The organism is Flavobacterium weaverense (assembly GCF_003688495.1).
In the GTDB taxonomy this organism is placed as follows: Bacteria; Bacteroidota; Bacteroidia; order Flavobacteriales; family Flavobacteriaceae; genus Flavobacterium; species Flavobacterium weaverense.
This window is the reverse complement of the sequence record NZ_REFH01000011.1, coordinates 78,009-97,957: the sequence shown is the minus strand read 5'-3', so window position 1 is coordinate 97,957 and position 19,949 is coordinate 78,009. Positions and strand designations below refer to the sequence as shown.

The 19,949-nt window shown below is 35.1% G+C and carries 21 protein-coding genes and 1 tRNA gene; 16 read left to right on the top strand and 6 right to left on the bottom strand.

Translation table 11 applies throughout. From position 1 onward, the window contains the following. Window positions 1-52 precede the first annotated feature (52 nt). From BC961_RS12600 to BC961_RS12525, 16 genes are all read left to right on the top strand, one after another. Window positions 53-526: a hypothetical protein gene (locus BC961_RS12600; RefSeq protein WP_121926216.1), complete on the top strand. Its 474-nt coding sequence runs from the start codon at window positions 53-55 to the stop codon at window positions 524-526. A 134-nt stretch (window positions 527-660) separates the two neighbouring features. Continuing rightward, window positions 661-999, top strand: a complete 339-nt coding sequence (locus tag BC961_RS12595; RefSeq protein WP_121926215.1) for a DUF4134 domain-containing protein — start codon at window positions 661-663, stop codon at window positions 997-999. A gap of 12 nt (window positions 1,000-1,011) precedes the next feature. Continuing rightward, a complete protein-coding gene (locus BC961_RS12590; RefSeq protein WP_121926214.1) occupies window positions 1,012-1,329 on the top strand; it encodes a DUF4133 domain-containing protein in 318 nt (105 codons plus the stop codon). Between the two features lie 39 nt (window positions 1,330-1,368). Next, the gene (locus tag BC961_RS12585; protein WP_121926331.1) at window positions 1,369-3,843 is read left to right on the top strand and encodes a TraG family conjugative transposon ATPase; all 2,475 of its coding nucleotides are present in this window, start codon (window positions 1,369-1,371) and stop codon (window positions 3,841-3,843) included. A 56-nt stretch (window positions 3,844-3,899) separates the two neighbouring features. Further along, complete coding sequence (locus BC961_RS12580) at window positions 3,900-4,589, top strand: conjugal transfer protein TraI (RefSeq protein WP_121926213.1); 690 nt, start codon at window positions 3,900-3,902, stop codon at window positions 4,587-4,589. A 12-nt stretch (window positions 4,590-4,601) separates the two neighbouring features. After that, window positions 4,602-5,231 carry a hypothetical protein gene (locus BC961_RS12575; RefSeq protein WP_121926212.1) on the top strand — a complete coding sequence of 210 codons (630 nt, stop codon included), beginning with the start codon at window positions 4,602-4,604 and terminating at the stop codon, window positions 5,229-5,231. Continuing rightward, window positions 5,228-5,863, top strand: a complete 636-nt coding sequence (locus tag BC961_RS12570; protein ID WP_121926211.1) for a TerB family tellurite resistance protein — start codon at window positions 5,228-5,230, stop codon at window positions 5,861-5,863. Before BC961_RS12575 ends, BC961_RS12570 begins: the two co-directional genes overlap by 4 nt. 12 nt (window positions 5,864-5,875) lie before the next feature. Further along, a complete protein-coding gene (gene traJ, locus BC961_RS12565) occupies window positions 5,876-7,072 on the top strand; it encodes a conjugative transposon protein TraJ (protein WP_121926210.1) in 1,197 nt (398 codons plus the stop codon). An 18-nt stretch (window positions 7,073-7,090) separates the two neighbouring features. Next, a complete protein-coding gene (traK, locus tag BC961_RS12560; protein ID WP_121926209.1) occupies window positions 7,091-7,711 on the top strand; it encodes a conjugative transposon protein TraK in 621 nt (206 codons plus the stop codon). Window positions 7,712-7,724: 13 nt separating this feature from the next. Then, window positions 7,725-8,219, top strand: a complete 495-nt coding sequence (locus BC961_RS12555; RefSeq protein ID WP_121926208.1) for a hypothetical protein — start codon at window positions 7,725-7,727, stop codon at window positions 8,217-8,219. 4 nt (window positions 8,220-8,223) lie between these two features. After that, entirely contained in the window at window positions 8,224-9,534 is a 1,311-nt protein-coding gene (gene traM, locus BC961_RS12550) for a conjugative transposon protein TraM (protein WP_121926207.1), read from the top strand. A gap of 18 nt (window positions 9,535-9,552) precedes the next feature. Further along, window positions 9,553-10,398, top strand: a complete 846-nt coding sequence (gene traN, locus BC961_RS12545) for a conjugative transposon protein TraN (protein WP_121926206.1) — start codon at window positions 9,553-9,555, stop codon at window positions 10,396-10,398. A 26-nt stretch (window positions 10,399-10,424) separates the two neighbouring features. Next, entirely contained in the window at window positions 10,425-11,228 is an 804-nt protein-coding gene (locus tag BC961_RS12540; protein ID WP_121926205.1) for a hypothetical protein, read from the top strand. Between the two features lie 6 nt (window positions 11,229-11,234). Continuing rightward, window positions 11,235-11,531: a hypothetical protein gene (locus tag BC961_RS14860; protein ID WP_121926204.1), complete on the top strand. Its 297-nt coding sequence runs from the start codon at window positions 11,235-11,237 to the stop codon at window positions 11,529-11,531. 28 nt (window positions 11,532-11,559) lie between these two features. After that, window positions 11,560-11,997, top strand: coding sequence for a hypothetical protein (locus BC961_RS12530; RefSeq protein WP_121926203.1), 438 nt, complete (start codon window positions 11,560-11,562; stop codon window positions 11,995-11,997). Between the two features lie 74 nt (window positions 11,998-12,071). After that, entirely contained in the window at window positions 12,072-12,362 is a 291-nt protein-coding gene (locus BC961_RS12525; protein WP_121926202.1) for a helix-turn-helix domain-containing protein, read from the top strand. Window positions 12,363-12,503: 141 nt separating this feature from the next. Here BC961_RS12525 and BC961_RS12520 read toward each other — a convergent pair whose 3' ends face one another. The 6 genes from BC961_RS12520 to BC961_RS12495 all read right to left on the bottom strand — a co-directional run bounded on the left by BC961_RS12520 (window position 12,504) and on the right by BC961_RS12495 (window position 19,948). Then, window positions 12,504-13,718, bottom strand: coding sequence for a site-specific integrase (locus BC961_RS12520; RefSeq protein WP_121926201.1), 1,215 nt, complete (start codon window positions 13,716-13,718; stop codon window positions 12,504-12,506). Between the two features lie 250 nt (window positions 13,719-13,968). After that, window positions 13,969-14,056, bottom strand: a tRNA-Ser gene (locus BC961_RS12515). 166 nt (window positions 14,057-14,222) lie between these two features. Further along, entirely contained in the window at window positions 14,223-15,356 is a 1,134-nt protein-coding gene (gene ribB / locus BC961_RS12510; protein ID WP_170151317.1) for a 3,4-dihydroxy-2-butanone-4-phosphate synthase, read from the bottom strand. 8 nt (window positions 15,357-15,364) lie between these two features. After that, window positions 15,365-16,798 carry an LptF/LptG family permease gene (locus BC961_RS12505; protein WP_121926199.1) on the bottom strand — a complete coding sequence of 478 codons (1,434 nt, stop codon included), beginning with the start codon at window positions 16,796-16,798 and terminating at the stop codon, window positions 15,365-15,367. 8 nt (window positions 16,799-16,806) lie between these two features. Then, window positions 16,807-17,517 carry a LolA family protein gene (locus tag BC961_RS12500; RefSeq protein WP_121926198.1) on the bottom strand — a complete coding sequence of 237 codons (711 nt, stop codon included), beginning with the start codon at window positions 17,515-17,517 and terminating at the stop codon, window positions 16,807-16,809. Continuing rightward, window positions 17,501-19,948 (bottom strand): DNA translocase FtsK, encoded by a 2,448-nt coding sequence (locus BC961_RS12495; RefSeq protein ID WP_121926197.1) that lies wholly within the window; start codon window positions 19,946-19,948, stop codon window positions 17,501-17,503. Before BC961_RS12495 ends, BC961_RS12500 begins: the two co-directional genes overlap by 17 nt. Between the last annotated feature and the right edge of the window lies 1 nt (window position 19,949).

The window sequence follows — 19,949 nt, the reverse complement described above, 5'->3', positions numbered from 1 at the left end:
TTGTGTTTGAGGAAAAGAAAAAAAAGGAAGTTGAACACTTAATTAAGAAGCTATGTTTACAAACATTTCATGGGACAATTACATCTTTGTGATTGTACTGCTATTAGCCAGTTGGTATCTATTTATTGGATTTAGATATTATTTATTTGACATCACAGAAATTGTGACAGGAAAGCGAAAACTTTGGAATCACAGAATTAAGGATTTAGAAATTCATTATGACGTAGTTCACCCGCAAACTTTTACTGGTGCTTCTAAACATCCATCATTTGGAGAAACAGAAGAAACTATTCTTGATATAGATGCTTTTGCCGAAAAGCTAAAAAATATGGTAAAGGATGCCAATCAAAGAGAAGTCATCAAATCAGAATTTATTGGACATCTCAGTTCATTACTTACCGAATACTCAAGTATTAAAAACTCTCCTTTTAGATCCTCAGTTAGTGAACTGATTATTTCAGAATGTGAAAAATTAGATACTATAAGTTTAAGCCTCGAAGAGTTTGAAGACTTGTGGAACGAATAAAACAATATTACAAAGTAGAGGAATTGCCCCTGTCCATTTCAGTGCGGTATGGCTTGATGTGACAGGAATGAGAAATTGAGACAGTGGCATGCTCTACATAATTTAAAACGAATGGAACTTTAAAACAAGGAATTATGAAGAAGAACAACTGGAACATTGAAAGAATGAGCCGACAAAAAAAGGTGATCTGCGTTAGTATAATCGTATTGCTGGTATTTAGTTACCAAGGATATGGACAGGATGGCCTCGCTGGGATCAATGAAGCGAATCAGAAAGTGAGAAGTTATTTTAATGCAGGTACACAATTGATGTACGCTGTTGGTGCATTACTAGGACTGATAGGAGCTGTTAAAGTCTACCAGAAATGGAATGCGGGTGATCCTGATACAGGAAAAGTAGCAGCAGCATGGTTTGGCAGCTGTGTGTTTCTAGTTGTTGTAACCACCGTAATTAAATCCTTTTTTGGAGTTTAATGATTTGTAAATATGGGAAATAGCATCTATCATATCAATAAAGGAATTAATAAGAGTATCGAATTTAAAGGATTAAAAGCGCAGTACATCTGGTATTTTGGAGGAGGAATAGTTGTGCTAATGATTCTTTTTTCGATGATGTATTTTATCGGTTTACCCTCTTTTATGTCGTTGGGGATTATTGGCATAGCAGGAACGGTGATGGCTGTAAAGATTTATAAGTTGAGTCACAAATACGGAGAGCACGGAATGATGAAAGAGCTAGCAAAAAGACAATTACCTACAGTAGTTAAGACTCAAAGTAGAAGGATGTACAAAATGGCAAAGTAGAGGAGAACGGAATCAAGAATCAGTTAAATATAAATGAAGATGGAAAAGAGGATGGAAGCTATTTTACCGATAATGGATATAGAACATGACTGTATTCTATCAAAGCAAGGAGATATTACTGTGGTATTTAAAGTAGAGCTGCCAGAGATATTTACATTATCGGATCAGGAATACGAGGCTTTTCACCAAGCTTGGGTGAAAGCAATAAAGCTATTACCAAAGTTTAGCGTTTTCCACAAACAAGACTGGTTCATCGACAGTAAGCATCAACCGCATTTTGCCAATGACGACCATAGTTTTCTTAGCCGCTGCAGTGAGCGATTCTTTAATGAGCGTCCATTTCTAGATCATTCTTGCCACATTTTTTTGACTAAAAAGCCAGTAGGAAGAAAAACCTCTAGCTCGCTATTTTCTAATTTAATTAGGTCTTCAATTGTCCCTGAGGAAACCTTAAAAGAACAAGTGCGTCAAGATTTTGTCGATAGCACTGGACAATTCAGACGAATATTGGAAGACAGCGGATTTGTAAAGTTACAGCGTCTTAGCGATGATGAGCTACGAAGTCACAGCAGAAAGATTGGCATTATAGAACGCTATTGTTCCTTGTCTGAGAAACCGGAATCCTTTGTGTTCAATGACATTGCTTTCAAGGATAGTTTACAGGTGGGAGACAAACATTGCCAGATTTATACTCTAGGAGATGCAGCCGATTTGCCTGCGTTATGTGGTTCTAGAATTAACTATGATAGGTATTCAACCGATAGGACCAAATTTAGCATTGGTTTTGCTTCTACTCTAGGACAGTTACTTTCGTGTAATCACATTTTTAATCAGTACATTTTTATAGAAGACTTCCAAAAAACCTTGAAGAAGTTGGAAAGCAAAAGACTGCGACTACAATCTCTGTCAGCGTATAGTAGGGAAAATCTAATTGCTCGCGATGCTACAAATGATTTCCTTAATGAAGCCATTAGTCAGCAACGGCTCCCTGTCAAAGCGCATTTTAATGTCTTGGTTTGGACGGATCAAAAAGAAGAATTGAAAGACATTAAAAACAAGGTTTCTTCTGCGCTTGTGCAAATGGATGCAGCAGCAAAACAAGAAACAGTGGGGGCAGCCCAGATTTATTGGGCAGGGATTCCTGGAAACGCCGCTGATTTTCCGATGAATGATAGCTTTGATACGTTTGTAGAGCAAGCAAGCTGCTTTCTAAATATGGAAACGGGTTATCGTTCGTCGCTAAGCCCAATTGGGATCAGACTAGGAGATCGTTTGACTGGAAAGCCAGTACATGTGGATATCAGTGATGAGCCAATAAAGATGGGGATATGCACCAATCGAAATAAGTTTATACTAGGACCTTCTGGAAGCGGAAAATCTTTCTTCACCAATCATATGGTTAGAAGCTATTACGAACAAGGAACCCATGTTGTACTTGTCGATGTAGGTCATAGTTACAAAGGGTTGTGTGATATGGTCAATGGATACTATTTCACCTATGATGAAAAGAATCCAATCAAGTTCAACCCTTTTTACATCAGTGAAGGCGATACTTTAGATACGGAGAAAAAAGAAAGTATAAAGACCTTGCTTTTGGCACTATGGAAAAAAGACGATGAGACTTTCAATCGGATTGAATATGTTGCCTTATCGAATGCTTTGCAATTGTATTATGAGAAACTGGCTGTAAATACCCAACTGTTTCCCAGCTTTAATACATTTTATGATTTTCTAAAAGAGGATTTTGTAAAAATATTGGAAGGGGATAAGGTAAAAGAAAAGGATTTTGATGTAAATAATTTTCTCTACGTACTGCGTCCGTATTATCAAGGTGGAGAATTTGACTACTTGCTCAATGCTACTCAAAATTTAGACTTGTTGCAAGAGCGATTTATAGTCTTCGAATTAGACAATATTAAGGATCATCCGATACTTTTTCCAGTGGTTACTATTATCATAATGGAGTTGTTTATTAGTAAAATGCGCAAGCTAAAAGGAATTCGTAAAATGATACTAATAGAAGAAGCGTGGAAGGCTATTGCTAAGGAAGGTATGGCAGAATACATTAAGTATTTATTTAAGACCGTTCGAAAGTTTTTTGGTGAAGCAATCGTGGTTACTCAAGAAGTGGAAGATATCATTTCGTCACCTGTAGTGAAGCAGGCCATTATCAATAATAGCGACTGCAAGATATTACTGGATCAGAGTAAGTATCAAAATAAATTTGAGCAAATTCAAGAACTATTAGGACTCACAGAAAAAGAAAAAGCATTGGTATTATCAGTGAATAAATCCAATGATCCAGACAAGAAATATAAGGAAGTATTTATCTCACTGGGAGGAATGCTATCTAAAGTTTACCGAACAGAAGTTTCCCTAGAAGAATATCTCGCTTATACCACTGAGGAAACGGAAAAACTAAAAGTCCAAGCCTATTCGAAAATGTTTGGAGGTGATATTCAAAAAGGAATCGCCGCATTAGCTGCTGATTTGCGAGCCCAAGCAAAATCATGAAAAAGAGACAATAACGCTCTAAATAGTGGATAAAGGAAACCTAATTTAAATGCATTATGAAAACAAAGAGAAAAATATGCTTGTGTTTGCTCTGTCTGCTGCTGGTCAGTAGTCCTGCAAGGCCAGCAACAACTGCGGCTTTGCCTATAGTTGGAGTGATAACTGCCGCAATTAAAAAAGTGATTTTGGCGATAGACTTGCGAATACAGCGGTTGCAAAATGAAACTATCTGGCTGCAAAATGCGCACAAGAAACTGGAGAATACGCTTTCTAAACTAAAACTAGGAGAGATTTCTCAGTGGACACAGAAGCAAAAGGACTTGTATAAGAATTACTACGAGGAGCTGATGAAAGTCAAATCAATAATTAGTTATTACCAGCGCATTAGGGATATTACTCAGAAACAAGTAAGGCTAGTAGATGAATATGACAGAGCTTGGAACCTCATTAAACAAGATCCACATTTTAATGTGGCAGAACTGGAGTATATGCATAAAGTGTATTCGGGTATAATAAACGAGAGTTTAAAAAACATCGACCAGATATTTCTAATTCTGGATTCTTTTACGATCCAAATGAGTGATGCCAAGAGATTGGAAATCATCAATACCGCCGCTGATCAAATTGATGCTAACTATGATGACCTTAGACTATTCAATAGTCAAAATAGGCAACTCATCTTACAAAGAGCAAAAACGAAGCATGATGCAGAGAAGATTAAGAAGCTTTACGGAATTCCTCACTAAAATAATAAGGCAATGAAAAAATTATTTTTATATCTATTATTTATAGGCTTGCTCACCAATAATTTACAGGGGCAAGCTAAGCAAAGAAAAGTGTTGCTGCAGCAAATTGCTGCTTTAAGGATCTATACGGATTATGCACAAAAGGGGTATTCTGTAGTCAAAAATGGACTAACGACAATAGGAGATTTCAAGCGAGGGGAATTTAATCTTCACAGCAATTATTTCAGCTCTTTAAAAACAGTTAATCCGAAAATAAAAAACTATTTCAAGGTGGCCGATATTATTGCACTACAGCTAAAAATCATTCATAGTTCCCGTTTCATTATTAAGCAAGTGCAAGGGGACGATTTATTTCACGGAGATGAAATAGCGTATATCAAAAGAGTAGTAGATCGTTTGATTAAAAATTGTGAAGCTAATATGGAGGAGCTCCTGACTATAGTAATGGATGGACAAGTTGAAATGAAAGAAGAGGAGCGAATCAAGCGCATTGACGCATTATATCTTAATATGTTAGAAAATTACAGTTTTGGTGAAAGCTTTAATAAGCAAACAAAATTATTGGCTTTGTCAAGAGCCAAAGAGAAGAAAGATCTGAAAACAAGTCGTAACATGCATGGCATTAATTCTAATTTCCAATGAAAAAGATAATAATTATAGGGCTTTTTTTCATGGGTTTCTTTTTCCCGTCTCGGATTTCAGCCCAATCACAGGAAATGCAGCAACTCCTGCTAAATATAGAAAAATTGGCTCAATTCAAGCAGATACTAAAGGATATGAAAAAAGGGTATCAAATCGTTAGTGGTGGGTACAATACGATCAAAGATTTGTCTCAAGGCAATTTTAGCCTCCATGAAACATTCCTTGATGCATTGATGCAAGTAAGTCCAACGGTACGTAAATATAAGAGAGTAGGTGAGATTGTGAAATACCAATTGCTTTTAGTAAAAGAATATAAAACCGCATTTGAAGGGTTCAGAAATGGTGGCAATTTTAGTCCCGATGAAATCGACTATTGCGCAAGAGTGTATGATAATTTGCTGCAACAGAGCCTCCGAAATTTAAACGAATTGGTCATGGTTATTACTGCTAATACATTAAGAATGACCGATGAGGAAAGACTTGCAGCGATTGACAAGATTTATGCTGATATGCAGGAGAAAGTTTTATTTCTGCGAAGTTTTAATAATAATACAACTGTACTAGCGATCCAACGTGCAAAAGAGCATAATGATGTGCGTGTAATGCGTAACATTTACAAGGGAAATAACTAAACAAAGAATGAGATGGCAAAGAGAAGTAAGGGAGTATTATTTACAGCCCTAGGAATACTATTGCCCTTTGCGATTCAGGCGCAAAGTGTAGCGGACGACATGAACAGTTTGCATGGTGTACTGGATCAACTCTACGAAGAGATGATGCCTTTGTGTAATAATTTATTGGGAGTAGGACAAGGAATTGCTGGTTTTGCAGCTATTTGGTATATAGGCTCAAGAGTATGGCGACATATTGCCAGTGCAGAACCAATAGATTTTTATCCGCTGCTAAGGCCTTTTGTTATCGGTTTCTGTATTATGATTTTTCCTTCGGTCTTGGATTTGATTAACGGAGTAATGAATCCTACTGTTACAGCAACAGCGGCGATGGTTGAAGGATCCAACAAGGCTATTGGTTTGTTGTTACAAAAGAAAGAAGAAGCTATTAAAAGTAGTAACTCTTGGCAGATGTATGTTGGTGAATCAGGAAGTGGTGATCAGGACAGGTGGTATAAATACACACACGATAATGCTAACCCTGATAGTCAAGGAATGCTTGAAGGGATCGGAAATGATGTCAAATTTGCTATGGCAAAGGCATCGTTTAATTTTCGCAATTCGGTCAAGGAATGGATGAGTGAAGTACTAAGAGTGTTATTTGAAGCAGCTTCATTATGTATCGATACCCTGCGAACATTTCAGCTGGTGGTTCTTTCCGTATTAGGCCCATTAGTATTTGGAATCGCTGTATTTGATGGTTTTCAACATACTTTGACCGTTTGGCTGGCGAGATACATCAATATTTACCTGTGGCTTCCTGTAGCTAATATTTTTGGTAGTATCATCGGAAAAATACAGGAGAAGATGTTGCAACTGGACATCGCTCAGGTAAACGATTATGGAGATACTTTCTTTAGTAGAACCGATATGGCGTATCTAGTATTCATGATTATAGGGATTGTAGGTTATTTTACAGTTCCTTCAGTAGCAAATTACATAGTTCATGCAGGTGGTGGCGGAGCATTGAGCCAAAAGGTAACCACTATCTTTAGTAATAGTACAAATTCTGCAGTAAGTAGCGTGGGTACTGGTGCCAGTATGATGGCAGATGCGATGGGAAATGCAGCAAGTCGTATGTCTCAAAGCATGTCGGGCTCTAGTAGTTCCACTCCGTACTTCAATGACAAGAATAGTCATATGGGTGATAAATTAAAAGGCAATTCTTAATTTCTAAATTCAAATATCATGTTTAGTAAAATGAAAAATATTGACACGGCTTTTCGATATGTTCGAGGCTTTACAATGCTAGTTATAATTGGATGCGTGATTCTCTGTTGCTTTGCTCTTTACAAAAGTTTCAGTCTGGTTTCGCAAATGCAGGATAAGGTTTATATACTGGCTAATGGGAAAGCATTGGAAGCATTTTCATCGAATACGAAGGACAATATTCCAGTTGAAGCAAAGGATCATGTAAAAACCTTTCACAGCCTGTTTTTCAGTCTTGATCCTGATGATAAAGTAATACAAATCAATGTTACCAAGGCTCTTTATTTAGCAGATGATAGCGCAAAAAGAGTGTATGATGATTTAAAGGAAAACGGTTATTATTCTGGGATTATATCCGGTAATGTCAGCCAAACTATAGCTGTGGATAGTATAACAATTAACATCAATGAATATCCCTATCAGTTCCGTTGTTATGCAACTCAAAATATCATAAGACCCACAAGTATTGCTTATCGAAGTCTAGTAACAGAAGGCAATCTTCGCAATGTTTCGCGAAGCGACAACAATCCACATGGATTTTTAATAGAGCGGTGGAACACTATTGAAAATAGAGATTTAAGTTCAAAAAACAGAAAATGATAAAAAACTGATTATGAAATTCATATTTAAAAGAAACAGCAGAAATAATCCTGAAAATGTCAAGCACAAAGAACGCTTTCTACTAGAACGATTCAACGAAGCCATTTTTTTGCTGCAGCATAAATGTGCTAAGTGGTTGGAAAATAGGACGGCAAATTTATCTGCAAAAAGCTGGATTGTAATTCTGTTCTGTTTTGTTGTATTTACAGTGGGCGGGAACGTTTATTTAATTGTAGATGGCCTAAATGGAAACTCAAACAAGATAGAACGCAGTCTGATCAGCAGGCCGATTAATGCAGTTGCATTCGATACTAAAAACACAATACTTAATACATCTTTAAGCAAAACCCAAATGGAACGAATGGCTCGTTTCCAGATGTACATGGATAGTTTGGGACGCAGTCCTACTGGAAAGCTAATACAGGACAGTATACTAAGATCCCGCCCTGGATTACTAGACAGCCTTGTTATCGTAGAGAATTATTATCGCTCACAATTTAAAAATTAATAGTATGGAACGAAAAACAGAATCACTAAAAATGCAAAGACAGCGCAAGATGCTTATGGTATTGCCGCTCTTGGTCCTTCCCTTTATTACAGCTGTATTTTGGATTCTAGGAGGAGGTAAAATGGATGCCGCTACTTTAGAATCAGTCGAAAAAACAGGTTTTAATACAAAGCTTCCAGATGCAAACGGAAGAGAAGCACTTTTCTTAGATAAGATGAAATATTACGAGCAAGCAGCAATCGATTCAGCAAAGCTGGATGAACTTATCAAAAATGATCCAAATTATCTGAGTCAATCTTTTCAGGACAATGGAATGGAAACCGAAACGGATACCGATTTTCAAGAAAGTAATTATTCCAATGGAAACGGCGGATTAAATACATCGGTTTATCGAGATTCAAATGAAGAAAAAATTCATAAAAAACTGGAAGCATTACAGAAGGCTTTAAATGGTCCAACGATAGTTATGGAACAGAATCATGGTTCGAATCAATATGCAAAACCCACTACTTCAGAAATACATTCTGATGATATTAATAGGTTAGAACACATGATAAGTACTATGGATGGGCAGAAAGGAGATCAGGATCCCGAATTGAAGCAACTCAGTGGAATGCTAGAAAACATACTTGATATTCAGCATCCTGAAAGAGTACAAGAGAGACTGCGAAAAGTTTCGAAAGAAAATCGTGGACAAGTGTTCACGATCAGCAGTAAAACGACGGAAGGGATAGTTTCATTAGTACAAAACAGTCTCATAAATACTTTGGTCACTAATGGACAATCCAAGGGTAATGGCTTTTATTCTTTTGATGAAAATGCTAGTAGTGTCGATATGCAAAATACGATATCGGCTGTGATTCATGAAACCCAAGTAATCGTTACTGGTTCGACAGTAAAACTGAGGCTAACCAATGCGATTTATATTAATGGAGTCGCAATACCAAAAGATCATTTTCTATTTGGAATAGCTTCTTTACAAGGAGAGCGATTGAGTATCAAAATAAATAGCATTAGATATAATAACTCCTTGTTTCCAGTAGCACTTTCAGTCTACGATATGGATGGATTGGATGGGATTTATATTCCAGGCACTATTAATAGAGATGTTGCAAAAACAACTGCAGATCGTTCGATGCAGAGCATTGGAATGGGAACTCTTGACGATTCCTGGGGAGCGCAGGCTGCGGGAGCTGGAATAGAGGCTGCCAAAAGCCTGCTAAGCAAGAAAGTTAAGTTGGTTAAAGTGGTTGTAAAAGCTGGCTATCAAGTATTGCTTCTCGATGACAACCAAAAACAAAATGATTCCAATTAAAATCAAAAAATTATAAACATGAAAAAAATTAATGTATTACTAGTGGCTTTTTTATGGATGTTTTCCAATGGAGCCTTTGCACAACAAACGGAAGGGAATTATTTTGAAGAAGTCGCATCGGACTCGCTTTTTATCGGGTATTCGAAAACTACGACTATCGTATTTCCTTATACTATTAAAACCGTAGACCGAGGGAGCCAAGATGTATTAGTGCAGAAAGCGAAAGGACTAGAGAACGTATTGCATATTAAAGCGGCACAGCAGGGATTTATTCCGACCAACCTTACGGTGATTACTTCAGATGCCAAGTTGTATTCCTTTGTGGTAAACTACGATGACGAATCACCGCAATTAAATCTCAGTCTACATACAACTAAGTCAGAAAGTCCAGAAATGTACTTTTCAGCGGAAGGTGCGAACGAAGAGGAGGTAGAAAAATATTCCAAAGTCGCTTTTTACAATGGAAATAAGATTTCAGGTGCAAGGGAAAAAAAGAATGAGATTAAATTCCAACTAAATGGAATCTTTATACGAGATGATGTCCTGTATTACAAGACAAGAGTTCTCAACGGTTCTAAAATAAATTATGATATCGATCAGCTCCGATTTTTTATACGAGACAGCAAAAAGGTAAAACGTACCGCTTCCCAAGAATTAGAAATCGTACCAATGATGAGTTATAATAAACCAATTGTAATAAAAGGAGAGTCTGAGAACACGGCGGTTTTTGCGCTTCCCAAGTTTACGATTCCAGATAAGAAACATTTAGTAATTCAACTAATAGAGAAGAATGGTGGTCGGCACCTTGAACTTAGGTTGAAGAATAAAAAGCTTTTACAGCTTACTGTTCTACCGAAATTATAAATAGTAATCATTTAAATATAAGTATCATGAACGAGAAAAATTTTGAATACTTGCGTAACCAGGTTAAGTACACTGGTTTTGGGGAAGGATTGGACAATGAATTAAAGGAGAAAATGCAGCAGCAAACCTCTAATTTCACATTGAATCATGAAGTGCTGTACGGAGTTGATCGTGCCAAAGCAACACTAAGTTTTAAAAAATCAGATCAGAGTGAGATGTATTTTTTTAATTCTTACAACGTGGATTTGCAGAAAGACAATTCTAAAGAATCGCTGGAGCAAACTTTCTATATTAATAAAGGAAGTAATATTACGATGAAGGAAGCTTACAATCTAATGGAAGGTCGTGCAGTAAATAAAGAACTGACTAACAAAGAGGGGCAGCTTTATAATTCTTGGGTTCAAATGGACTTTAAGGAGACAGACAGTAATGGAAATTTCAAACTAAATCAATACCATCAGAATTATGGTTATGATCTTGAGGCTAGCTTGAGCAAACTACCTATAAAAGAATTAGAAACTCCAAAATACAAAGAAGATTTAATGGATTCTCTCAAGAAAGGGAACTTACAATCGGCTACATTTTTGAAGGATGGTAAAGAAGTTAAGCAATTTATTGAAGTTAATCCGCAATTTAAGACCATCAATGTATATGATACGAATATGAAGCGCATTGACAATAGAGAAGCTAAAGTAGAAAAACAGTCGGAAGGTGAAAAGGCTTCCGTTAAACAGACCAATAAAAAACAAGGGTCAAGTGCCGATAACGAAGAGCCTGATATACCAAAGGAAGTGAAAAAAAGAGTGAAAAAGCAATCTAATTCAATTTGATGAATAATGGAAAGTCTAAAACCCCTATCTGATTTCTTTTCTGCTATTGAAAAGGATTACCGTATCAGTATCACGCATATCGGTGTTTATGCCGCATTGTTGAAGTACAGTGGGGATCGGGGGTTTACTAGTCCGATCCAGGTTTTTAGCTATGAAATTATGCACATAGCAAAAATTTCTGCATCAAGCACTTATCATAAATGTGTAAAGGAATTAAACGAGTATGGCTATATTAAGTACGAACCCTCTTTTAAGAGAAATCAAGGAAGTAGGATTTATTTTTCTTGTTCGGCACCAGGTTAGTCGCTAAGAATTTCAAAATAAAAGTGCGATGAAAAAAGTAACAGTTGGCGAACTTTCTGTTTCGGTAGGAGTATTATTTACCAAGATTGAACAATTCGAATCCTTACTCGGACAAAGGTATTCTAATACTTCAAATAGAGAAAGCGCTATAGGAAAAGGAAGTAGGTTTAAATGTGCTTCTCAATTTAATAAAAATGAAATAGCTCAACTATTTTATATACTTATGGACGAAGGAATCTTATTTTTTGACGATATAAACGAAAAAGAGAACAGAAGTAAGATGCAAAAGTTTATTGAAGATAATTTTACTTATTCTGGTGATTTTGGTAATCAAGTAAGTATCGGTACAATAAGCAAGCAGTTTTCAGAAGCCAAGGGTTTTACCTACGGAGATAGTCATCTTAAATTTCTGGATAAAATTATTAGGGTCTTGCAGAAACGAAGAGAAAAAATTAGCGTTAAATGATATTTCACCTAAAAGATTTCTGACTATTCGGTTGTGCTTCATTCTCTATTTAAATCATTAAAAATTCATAGATCATGTCAAAAGAAGGAAAAGCTAATATATTCGCATATCTGACAGCAATTAAAAATTTGCTTGAGCCTTTGCAATCCCGACTTGAAAAAATCGATTCTAAGATTAGCGGTCAAGATGTAAAACCACGATTGCAGTATTATAGAAATGAGGATTTAAAGAAAATATTCGGACTATCTAATAATACCATTATAAAATACCGCCAAACAGGTGTACTCCCATATACAAAGCTTGGTGATATATTTTTGTATGAGGCAAGTAAAATAGAAAAATTACTGAATAAGAATGGACATTGAAAATAGAAATAAAATTAAGAATTGGAGATTCTTGCGGTACGAATAGTTAGAACGAAAAAAGGATTCCTGCGGGAATCCTTTTTTGTTGAGTATACTTGGTTTGTTTAAAAGATATCTTCCATTAGGTATGGTGATAAAAGATTACATATATTTTTCCTTCAGTTTCGCCATGTCTTCCATTACGTTGACATCTAGAACCTTAGCGTAATGTTGTGTTTGTTTAATATTTGTATGCCCCATCATTGAAGAAACATTTTCTATTCTGACACCATTACCTAAAGTTACAGTGGTTGCAAAGGTATGTCTTGCGACATACCAGGTCAGGTTTTTATCAATTCCGCATAAATCTGCAATTTCTTTAAGGTAGGCATTCATTTTTTGATTTGATATCTTAGGAATTAATCCTATTTGTAAATCTTTATATTTATTGATAATTTTAAGAGTGGGAGGGAGTACAGGTACATTTGCCCTGATTGCTGTTTTTGTTCTGTTAGTCATAATCCAAAGCGCGTCATTATTATCTTGGAATATATTATTTGAAGTAAGATTGCATGCATCTACAGGTGCATATCCAGTGTAGCAACTAAAAAGGAAAGTGTCTTTTACTCGCTCTAGACGCTCAGCAGGAAACTTTTTATTTTCAATGCGGTTTAACTCTTGCTGAGTTAGGAATACTGCATCCTTAATATTTAGTTTACCATCGTAAAGAGCAAATGGATTTTTATCTATCAAGCCCATCCTAATGCAATAATAACAGGCTGTTTTATACATTCTCATATATTTTACTACCGAGTTGTTTTTAATGCCAACACGCCCTTTATAAACACTTTCGTATTTAAGGAAAGATTCGAGATTATAAATGAAAGCGCTGGAAATTTCATTTGATGAAATATCTTGAATTCCATATTGCTTTTTCATAAAGATGGTCAGTAGTTCTTTGGAGCGTTCATATTTTTGGAAAGATGCTTTAGATCTTTCGTCTGTATTGACCTTTTTTTGAAAATAGTTATTATGCGTTTCTATCAGGTGTAAAATACTTGTCCCTTCAGTTTTTGTTTTCCCTGTAAACTCATTTTTAAGTTGAGTCAAAGAGATTTCTGGATCAACTTTAGTCAACTCATTAAATTTTTTTTCGAGGTTCAACTCAAATATGTCCAAGGCATGTTTGAGTACTTTTTCTTTTTCAAGTTTAAGCACATTTCGAAGGTTGTTAGTAAATTGCCATCTCTCTTTAGAGATACGTTTACTGGTGGTCATATCAATAGATTGCTGATTGTGGGAGATTCGTGCAAAGACAGGAGATTCTCCTTTTGTATTTGCTTTTCCGGCTTTTAGGAAAAAAATTACTTTTAACATAATTTAGGTTTTTAAATTAATAATCAAATTGATTTAAAAACTTTGAAAGTATCTAGCATTCACGGGGAATTCCTAGGGAATACTTGAATTTTAGTGTCCCTATTTTTAATGAAAAATAAGAGGGTCACTAATAGGGACACTAGCCTTTGACAGTATATGTGTCTTTTGAGTCTTGACAGGAAACAAAAAAGCCTTTAAATACTAGTATTTAAAGGCTTTTGACTTTTAAAGTTTCTTTTGAAACTTCATGTGGCGGAGAAAGAGGGATTCGAACCCCCGGACCTGTTACAGTCAACAGTTTTCAAGACTGCCGCATTCGACCGCTCTGCCATTTCTCCAGTCTATCGCTTTCATTATCTGATTGCGAGTGCAAATATAAGCACCTTTTTCGATTTACAAAAACAATTTGAATAAAAATTTCAACTGTTTTCAGAACTATTTTTTAATTGTTTCATTTCCTTCATTTTAGCTTTATAAATATCTTTAGAATAAAACTAAAATATTCTAATAAGCGACGTATTCTGTGATTTCAAGACCGTACCCAATCATTCCAACACGCTTTTCTTGTTCCGTATTTGAAACTAATCTGATTTTAGAAATATCAATATCGTGTAGAATTTGCGCTCCAATACCAAAATCTTTATTATCGATTTTAATTTTTGGTGCTTTCATGTGTCCAGTGCTCTGTAATTCTTTTAATTCAGTAATTCTATTTAACAAATTAACCGCCTGCATATCTTGATTAATAAAGATAACTGCGCCTTTTCCGTGCTCATTTATTATTTTGAACATATCATCTAGCTGTTGGTCGCCATTGTTAGTCAAAGTTCCCAAAATATCGTTATTTACTTGCGAAGAGTTTATTCTTGTTAGAATTGATTCTCCAGAGTTCCAAGTACCTTTTGTCAAAGCAATATGAATCTGCTTATTTGTGGTTTGCTGGTATGCTCTCAATCTAAAATCTCCAAAGCGAGTTTGTATTTCGAAATCCTCTTTTTTAACGATCAAACTGTCATGTTGCATTCTATAAGCAACAAGATCTTCTATAGAAACTAGTTTTAAGTTGAACTTTTTAGCTACATCAACTAATTGTGGTAACCGAGCCATAGTACCATCTTCATTCATAATTTCAACAATCACTCCTGCTGATTTAAACCCCGCTAAACGAGCGAAGTCAATAGCTGCCTCTGTATGACCAGTTCGTCTTAAAACACCACCTTGTTTTGCTATTAATGGGAAAATATGTCCAGGTCTCGCTAAATCGTGAGGTTTAGTTTCAGAATTTACTAACGCAAGAACTGTTTTAGCTCTATCAGCAGCTGAAATTCCTGTAGTAACACCATTTCCTCTCAAATCGATAGATACTGTGAATGCAGTTTCCATTGGATCAGTATTATTTGTAACCATTACATGTAATCCAAGCTCTTTACAGCGACTTTCTGTTAAAGGAGCACATATTAATCCACGTCCATGAGTTGCCATAAAATTAATCATTTCTGGAGTCACCTTTTCGGCTGCAGCCAAAAAATCGCCTTCGTTCTCACGATCTTCATCATCAACAACAATTATTATTTTTCCTTGGCGGATATCTTCAATCGCTTCTTCAATTGTGTTAAGCTGTATTTTATTTAAGTCCATTATAGGTATTAGTTTTGTGTTGGAAATATTTTTTTAATTAATTTTTGGAAAGGAGCAAGGATGACATCGATATTAATTAATCCGATATCATTTGTGGCTCTGTACGTCAATAGAACTGCGAGAGGTGTCAAGATGAATGACGATAACCAAGCTCCCATAAAAGGAGTCATTCCGTTTTCTTGCGCTAATCGTTTTCCAAAAGTATTTATAAAGTGAAAAGTAATGAATATCAAAATTGCAAAAACGATAGGTAGTCCTAAACCACCTTTTCTAATAATGGCTCCTAATGGGGCACCAATAAAAAACATTAGAAAGCACGCAAAAACAATTACAAATTTATCGTAAAGTGCAAGTAAGTGATTGTTGATATTTTTACGTTTATTGAAAAACTCACTATTTGAAGCGTCAATGGAATAAATAGAATTTGCAATGTTACTGCTTGCCATTTTTAAAATATCTACTTGTTCCGCTTTACTAAAGACTGATAATATATCATTTGAAATTGGTTTGTTTTTCTTCGTGGCTGTTAATTTATTATTCAGTGGAAACACAATTTTACTGTTGCTATTTTCAGAGAAGGCAATTATATCAGTTTTGATGTTTTTATTTAATGAATCTAAAGTATAGTTCAATTCATTAACATTAAGCATTGTATTTGTATTGGCTACAGCTTCTTGATCGACATCAACTTTGTTAAGTTCTGATAAGTCAATATTAATAATCTGCTTTTTAAAAGAGCTTTTTGCAAACGGCATTTTATTGCGATCCTCATATTTTTTAGGAACAATATCTTCGTAATAATAACCATCATTAAGAACTAATTGTAAAATGCTTGATTTTTCGCTACTGAGTAATTCTCCGTTTTTAGCTTTGATAACGGTTTTACTTCCGTCACCTGTTTGAGATTTTTTATGGATTGTAATTCCAGTAAGGGTATTTCCTTCTGGTCCACTTTTCTTATTGACTTTAATATTGTAAAATCCAACATCATTAAACTGACCTTCGGCTATTGCTAAAGCCGGCTTGAGTTGCGCAATATTTTTTCGAAAATTAATAAACTTATACTCAGCAAATGGGATGACATTATTTGCAAAGAAAAAGGCCACGATACTTAAAAGAACGATAAATACAGTCAAGCTTCTCATAGCTCGTTGTAGCGAAATACCAGAAGATTTCATCGCAGCAAACTCATAGTTTTCTGCTAGATTACCAAAAGTCATAATCGAAGCTAATAGAATGGAGAGTGGAAGTACTAAGGGCACAATTCTAGGCATTGAAAAAGCCAGGAATTTTATGATCATTACTAGATCTAAATCTTTCCCAGCTAATTCAGCTATAAATAACCAAACTGTTTGAAGTATAAATATAAAAAATAGGATTACAAATACTGTTGTAAATGTAGTCAAGAAGGTTTTTAATAAGTATTTGTCAAGAATTTTCACCTAGTGCATTAATCTAATTTGTTTATGTAGTAATTTGGATATTTACTTCCCGCAAATGTAAATTGATTTTTTGACAAAGGTTGGTTGGTTTTGAAAGAATTAACCGTTAATGTAGTTTTTGTACCTTTTTTTCCTACTTCAATCAAATTGTAAATATGTTTTGTTTGTACATCAATACCTAGTAAAACTTCTTTTCTTTGATCTTTTGGATTTGTGGAAACTAATTTGATATACTGAATCTTTCTCCCTTTCACATTTTGAATTATATCCATATTATATCTGTAACCGCTATTGAAAAAAGTCAACATTTTAGATGGTGTAATTGCGCTATCGTCCTTTTCGTTAAAGGTTGAAACAGTCACTTCTTCGTCTTCTGGAACAATAGTATATGTCTTTTTACCATCAAAAATTTTAGTTACGCCCATGAAATTCAAAACATATTGATTTCCTTTCATGGTTACATTTCCTTTACTATCCTGATTGATATTTTCCTTAGAATTATTTAGAGAGTATTTAAAATCGATTGTAATATTATCGTAACTCTTTACCTTAGACGTGACTTGGTCAAGAAGATCTTTTGCTTTTTTATCTTGTGCTTGTATCGAAAAACCAAAAAGAAATAAAGCCGCTATAAAAAGAAATTTTTTACCCACGCTTTTTACTTGATTTTTTTTAGAATCTTGAATCATTGCTTTCATTGTATTATTTATTTTGTTCATTGTTGAAAAATTGATCAAGAGAACTCATATCTAGAATGTTTACACTACGTGCTTTACTTCCTTCAAAAGGGCCAACAATTCCAGCAGCTTCGAGTTGGTCGATTAATCTACCTGCTCTGTTGTAACCTAATTTCAGTTTTCTTTGTAGTAATGAAGCAGAACCTTGCTGTGCATTTACAATAATTTCCGCCGCTTCTCTAAATAAAGTGTCTCTGTCCGCAATATCCATATCAAGATTAATGCCACTTTCCTCACCTACAAATTCTGGAAGTAAGTATGCGGTTGCATATGCTTTTTGTGAACCAATAAATTCTGTTATCTTTTCAACTTCCGGCGTATCAATGAAGGCACATTGTACGCGTACCACATCATTTCCATTTGTGTAAAGCATGTCACCACGACCTATTAACTGATCTGCACCTTGAGTATCAAGAATTGTTCGAGAATCTATTTTAGAGGTAACTCGAAAAGCTATTCTAGCTGGGAAGTTGGCTTTTATCAAACCAGTGATTACATTCACAGATGGTCTTTGCGTCGCAATAATCAAGTGAATTCCGATTGCTCTGGCTAATTGTGCTAACCTTGCAATAGGAACTTCAACTTCTTTACCTGCGGTCATAATCAAATCGGCGAACTCATCAACAACCAGTACGATGTATGGAAGAAAACGGTGTCCATTTTCAGGATTTAGTTTTCTAGCCTTAAATTTATCATTATACTCTTTTATATTTCGAACCATTGCATCTTTTAGTAAAGAATAACGGTTGTCCATTTCAACACAAAGAGAGTTTAATGTATTCACTACTTTGGCGTTATCTGTAATGATAGCATCGTCCATGTCTGGCAGTTTCGCTAAGTAATGTCTTTCAATTTTATTAAAAAGTGTTAATTCTACTTTTTTAGGATCTACTAAAACAAATTTTACTTCAGCAGGATGTTTTTTGTATAGCAGAGATGTTAAAACAGCATTTAAACCGACAGATTTTCCTTGTCCAGTTGCTCCAGCCATTAATAAGTGGGGCATTTTAGCTAAATCCACAACAAATGTTTCATTTGAAATTGTTTTTCCAAGCGCTATTGGTAGTTCCATTTCCGCTTCTTGAAATTTGGCTGAGCCAATAACACTTTTCATAGAAACCATCGTTGGATTCTTATTAGGAACCTCGATTCCAATAGTTCCTTTACCAGGAATAGGAGCGATGATACGAATTCCTAAAGCAGATAGCGACAATGCAATATCATCTTCTAGGCTTTTAATTTTCGAAATTCGGATTCCGGCTTCTGGTACAATTTCGTATAAAGTAACTGATGGTCCAACAGTTGCTTTGATTTGAGCAATTTCAATTTTATAATTACGAAGCGTATCTACAATTCTATTTTTGTTCTCTTCTAACTCTTCTTGGTTGATTGTAATTCCGCCAGTAGAATATTCTTTTAACAAGTCGATTGTTGGAAATTTATAATTGGATAAATCTAAAGTAGGATCAAATAAGCCAAAATCAGCTACTAATCTTGATGCTAGATTTTCTTCAATAATATCTTCTTCAGGAGCTGTTTCAATTACAAATGATTCATCTGCAGAAGGGATCACTTCATTGAATGGAGGAGGAGTTATTTCCATTGCAATTGGTTTTACAACCGGATCTCTATTGATATCTGATGGATGGCCTATTGTAGGTTTTAATGCTTCCTTATTGATTTCAAATTGCGAACCTTTCTTTTTCAAGTGAATGGTATCAACTTCTTCATCAGGAACTGCAAACTCTTCTAGATTATAAGCTTCTTTATTAGTATTTAAAGGATTTGGAATAGACATGGCTTTTAAATCTTTCTTAGTATCGCTAAAAAAAGATTGAATACTCTCAGGAGATAATTTCATTTTGAAAATAATGTAAATTATCAGTCCAAATAATAAAACTAATAATGTTCCAGTTTTTCCAAGATAATCCTGCAGGAATAAATTTAATTCAAAACCTATTATTCCACCTAATTCAGGTGCAGATGTTGCAAAAAATCCAAATAAAACAGACAAAATAATAATGACAAACAAGTCCCAAAACCAGATGTTTTTTAACTTTCTTACAGTAATTCCTAAAACCATGTAAATACCAGTAAGAAAAAATAGCCTTACAAAGATAAATGCGGCAAGTCCAAAACCTCTATAAATAAGTAAGTCTGCTAAATACGCACCAAATTTTCCTAACCAGTTTTCAACGACTTCAGAACGATCTCCTAATTGCTGTACAGCGCTTTGATCTTGCTGGCCGTAAATGAAAAAAGAAATAAAGGCAAATAATAATGCAATCGAGAATAATACCAGTAGCGAACCAAAGACAACCTTATGCTGTTTCGTTAACTGTACCGGAATTTTAGTCTCTTTCTTTGTGTCGGTTTTTTTATTTTGGGGAGCTGTTTTTGTTGTTTTTGCCATT

Coding starts and splice junctions, on each gene's coding strand:
- BC961_RS12600 (WP_121926216.1), top strand. CDS start 53: ATGTTTACAAACATTTCATGGGACAATTACATCTTTGTGATTGTACTG.
- BC961_RS12595 (WP_121926215.1), top strand. CDS start 661: ATGAAGAAGAACAACTGGAACATTGAAAGAATGAGCCGACAAAAAAAG.
- BC961_RS12590 (WP_121926214.1), top strand. CDS start 1,012: ATGGGAAATAGCATCTATCATATCAATAAAGGAATTAATAAGAGTATC.
- BC961_RS12585 (WP_121926331.1), top strand. CDS start 1,369: ATGGAAAAGAGGATGGAAGCTATTTTACCGATAATGGATATAGAACAT.
- BC961_RS12580 (WP_121926213.1), top strand. CDS start 3,900: ATGAAAACAAAGAGAAAAATATGCTTGTGTTTGCTCTGTCTGCTGCTG.
- BC961_RS12575 (WP_121926212.1), top strand. CDS start 4,602: ATGAAAAAATTATTTTTATATCTATTATTTATAGGCTTGCTCACCAAT.
- BC961_RS12570 (WP_121926211.1), top strand. CDS start 5,228: ATGAAAAAGATAATAATTATAGGGCTTTTTTTCATGGGTTTCTTTTTC.
- traJ (WP_121926210.1), top strand. CDS start 5,876: ATGGCAAAGAGAAGTAAGGGAGTATTATTTACAGCCCTAGGAATACTA.
- traK (WP_121926209.1), top strand. CDS start 7,091: ATGTTTAGTAAAATGAAAAATATTGACACGGCTTTTCGATATGTTCGA.
- BC961_RS12555 (WP_121926208.1), top strand. CDS start 7,725: ATGAAATTCATATTTAAAAGAAACAGCAGAAATAATCCTGAAAATGTC.
- traM (WP_121926207.1), top strand. CDS start 8,224: ATGGAACGAAAAACAGAATCACTAAAAATGCAAAGACAGCGCAAGATG.
- traN (WP_121926206.1), top strand. CDS start 9,553: ATGAAAAAAATTAATGTATTACTAGTGGCTTTTTTATGGATGTTTTCC.
- BC961_RS12540 (WP_121926205.1), top strand. CDS start 10,425: ATGAACGAGAAAAATTTTGAATACTTGCGTAACCAGGTTAAGTACACT.
- BC961_RS14860 (WP_121926204.1), top strand. CDS start 11,235: ATGGAAAGTCTAAAACCCCTATCTGATTTCTTTTCTGCTATTGAAAAG.
- BC961_RS12530 (WP_121926203.1), top strand. CDS start 11,560: ATGAAAAAAGTAACAGTTGGCGAACTTTCTGTTTCGGTAGGAGTATTA.
- BC961_RS12525 (WP_121926202.1), top strand. CDS start 12,072: ATGTCAAAAGAAGGAAAAGCTAATATATTCGCATATCTGACAGCAATT.
- BC961_RS12520 (WP_121926201.1), bottom strand. CDS start 13,718: ATGTTAAAAGTAATTTTTTTCCTAAAAGCCGGAAAAGCAAATACAAAA.
- ribB (WP_170151317.1), bottom strand. CDS start 15,356: ATGGACTTAAATAAAATACAGCTTAACACAATTGAAGAAGCGATTGAA.
- BC961_RS12500 (WP_121926198.1), bottom strand. CDS start 17,517: ATGAACAAAATAAATAATACAATGAAAGCAATGATTCAAGATTCTAAA.
- BC961_RS12495 (WP_121926197.1), bottom strand. CDS start 19,948: ATGGCAAAAACAACAAAAACAGCTCCCCAAAATAAAAAAACCGACACA.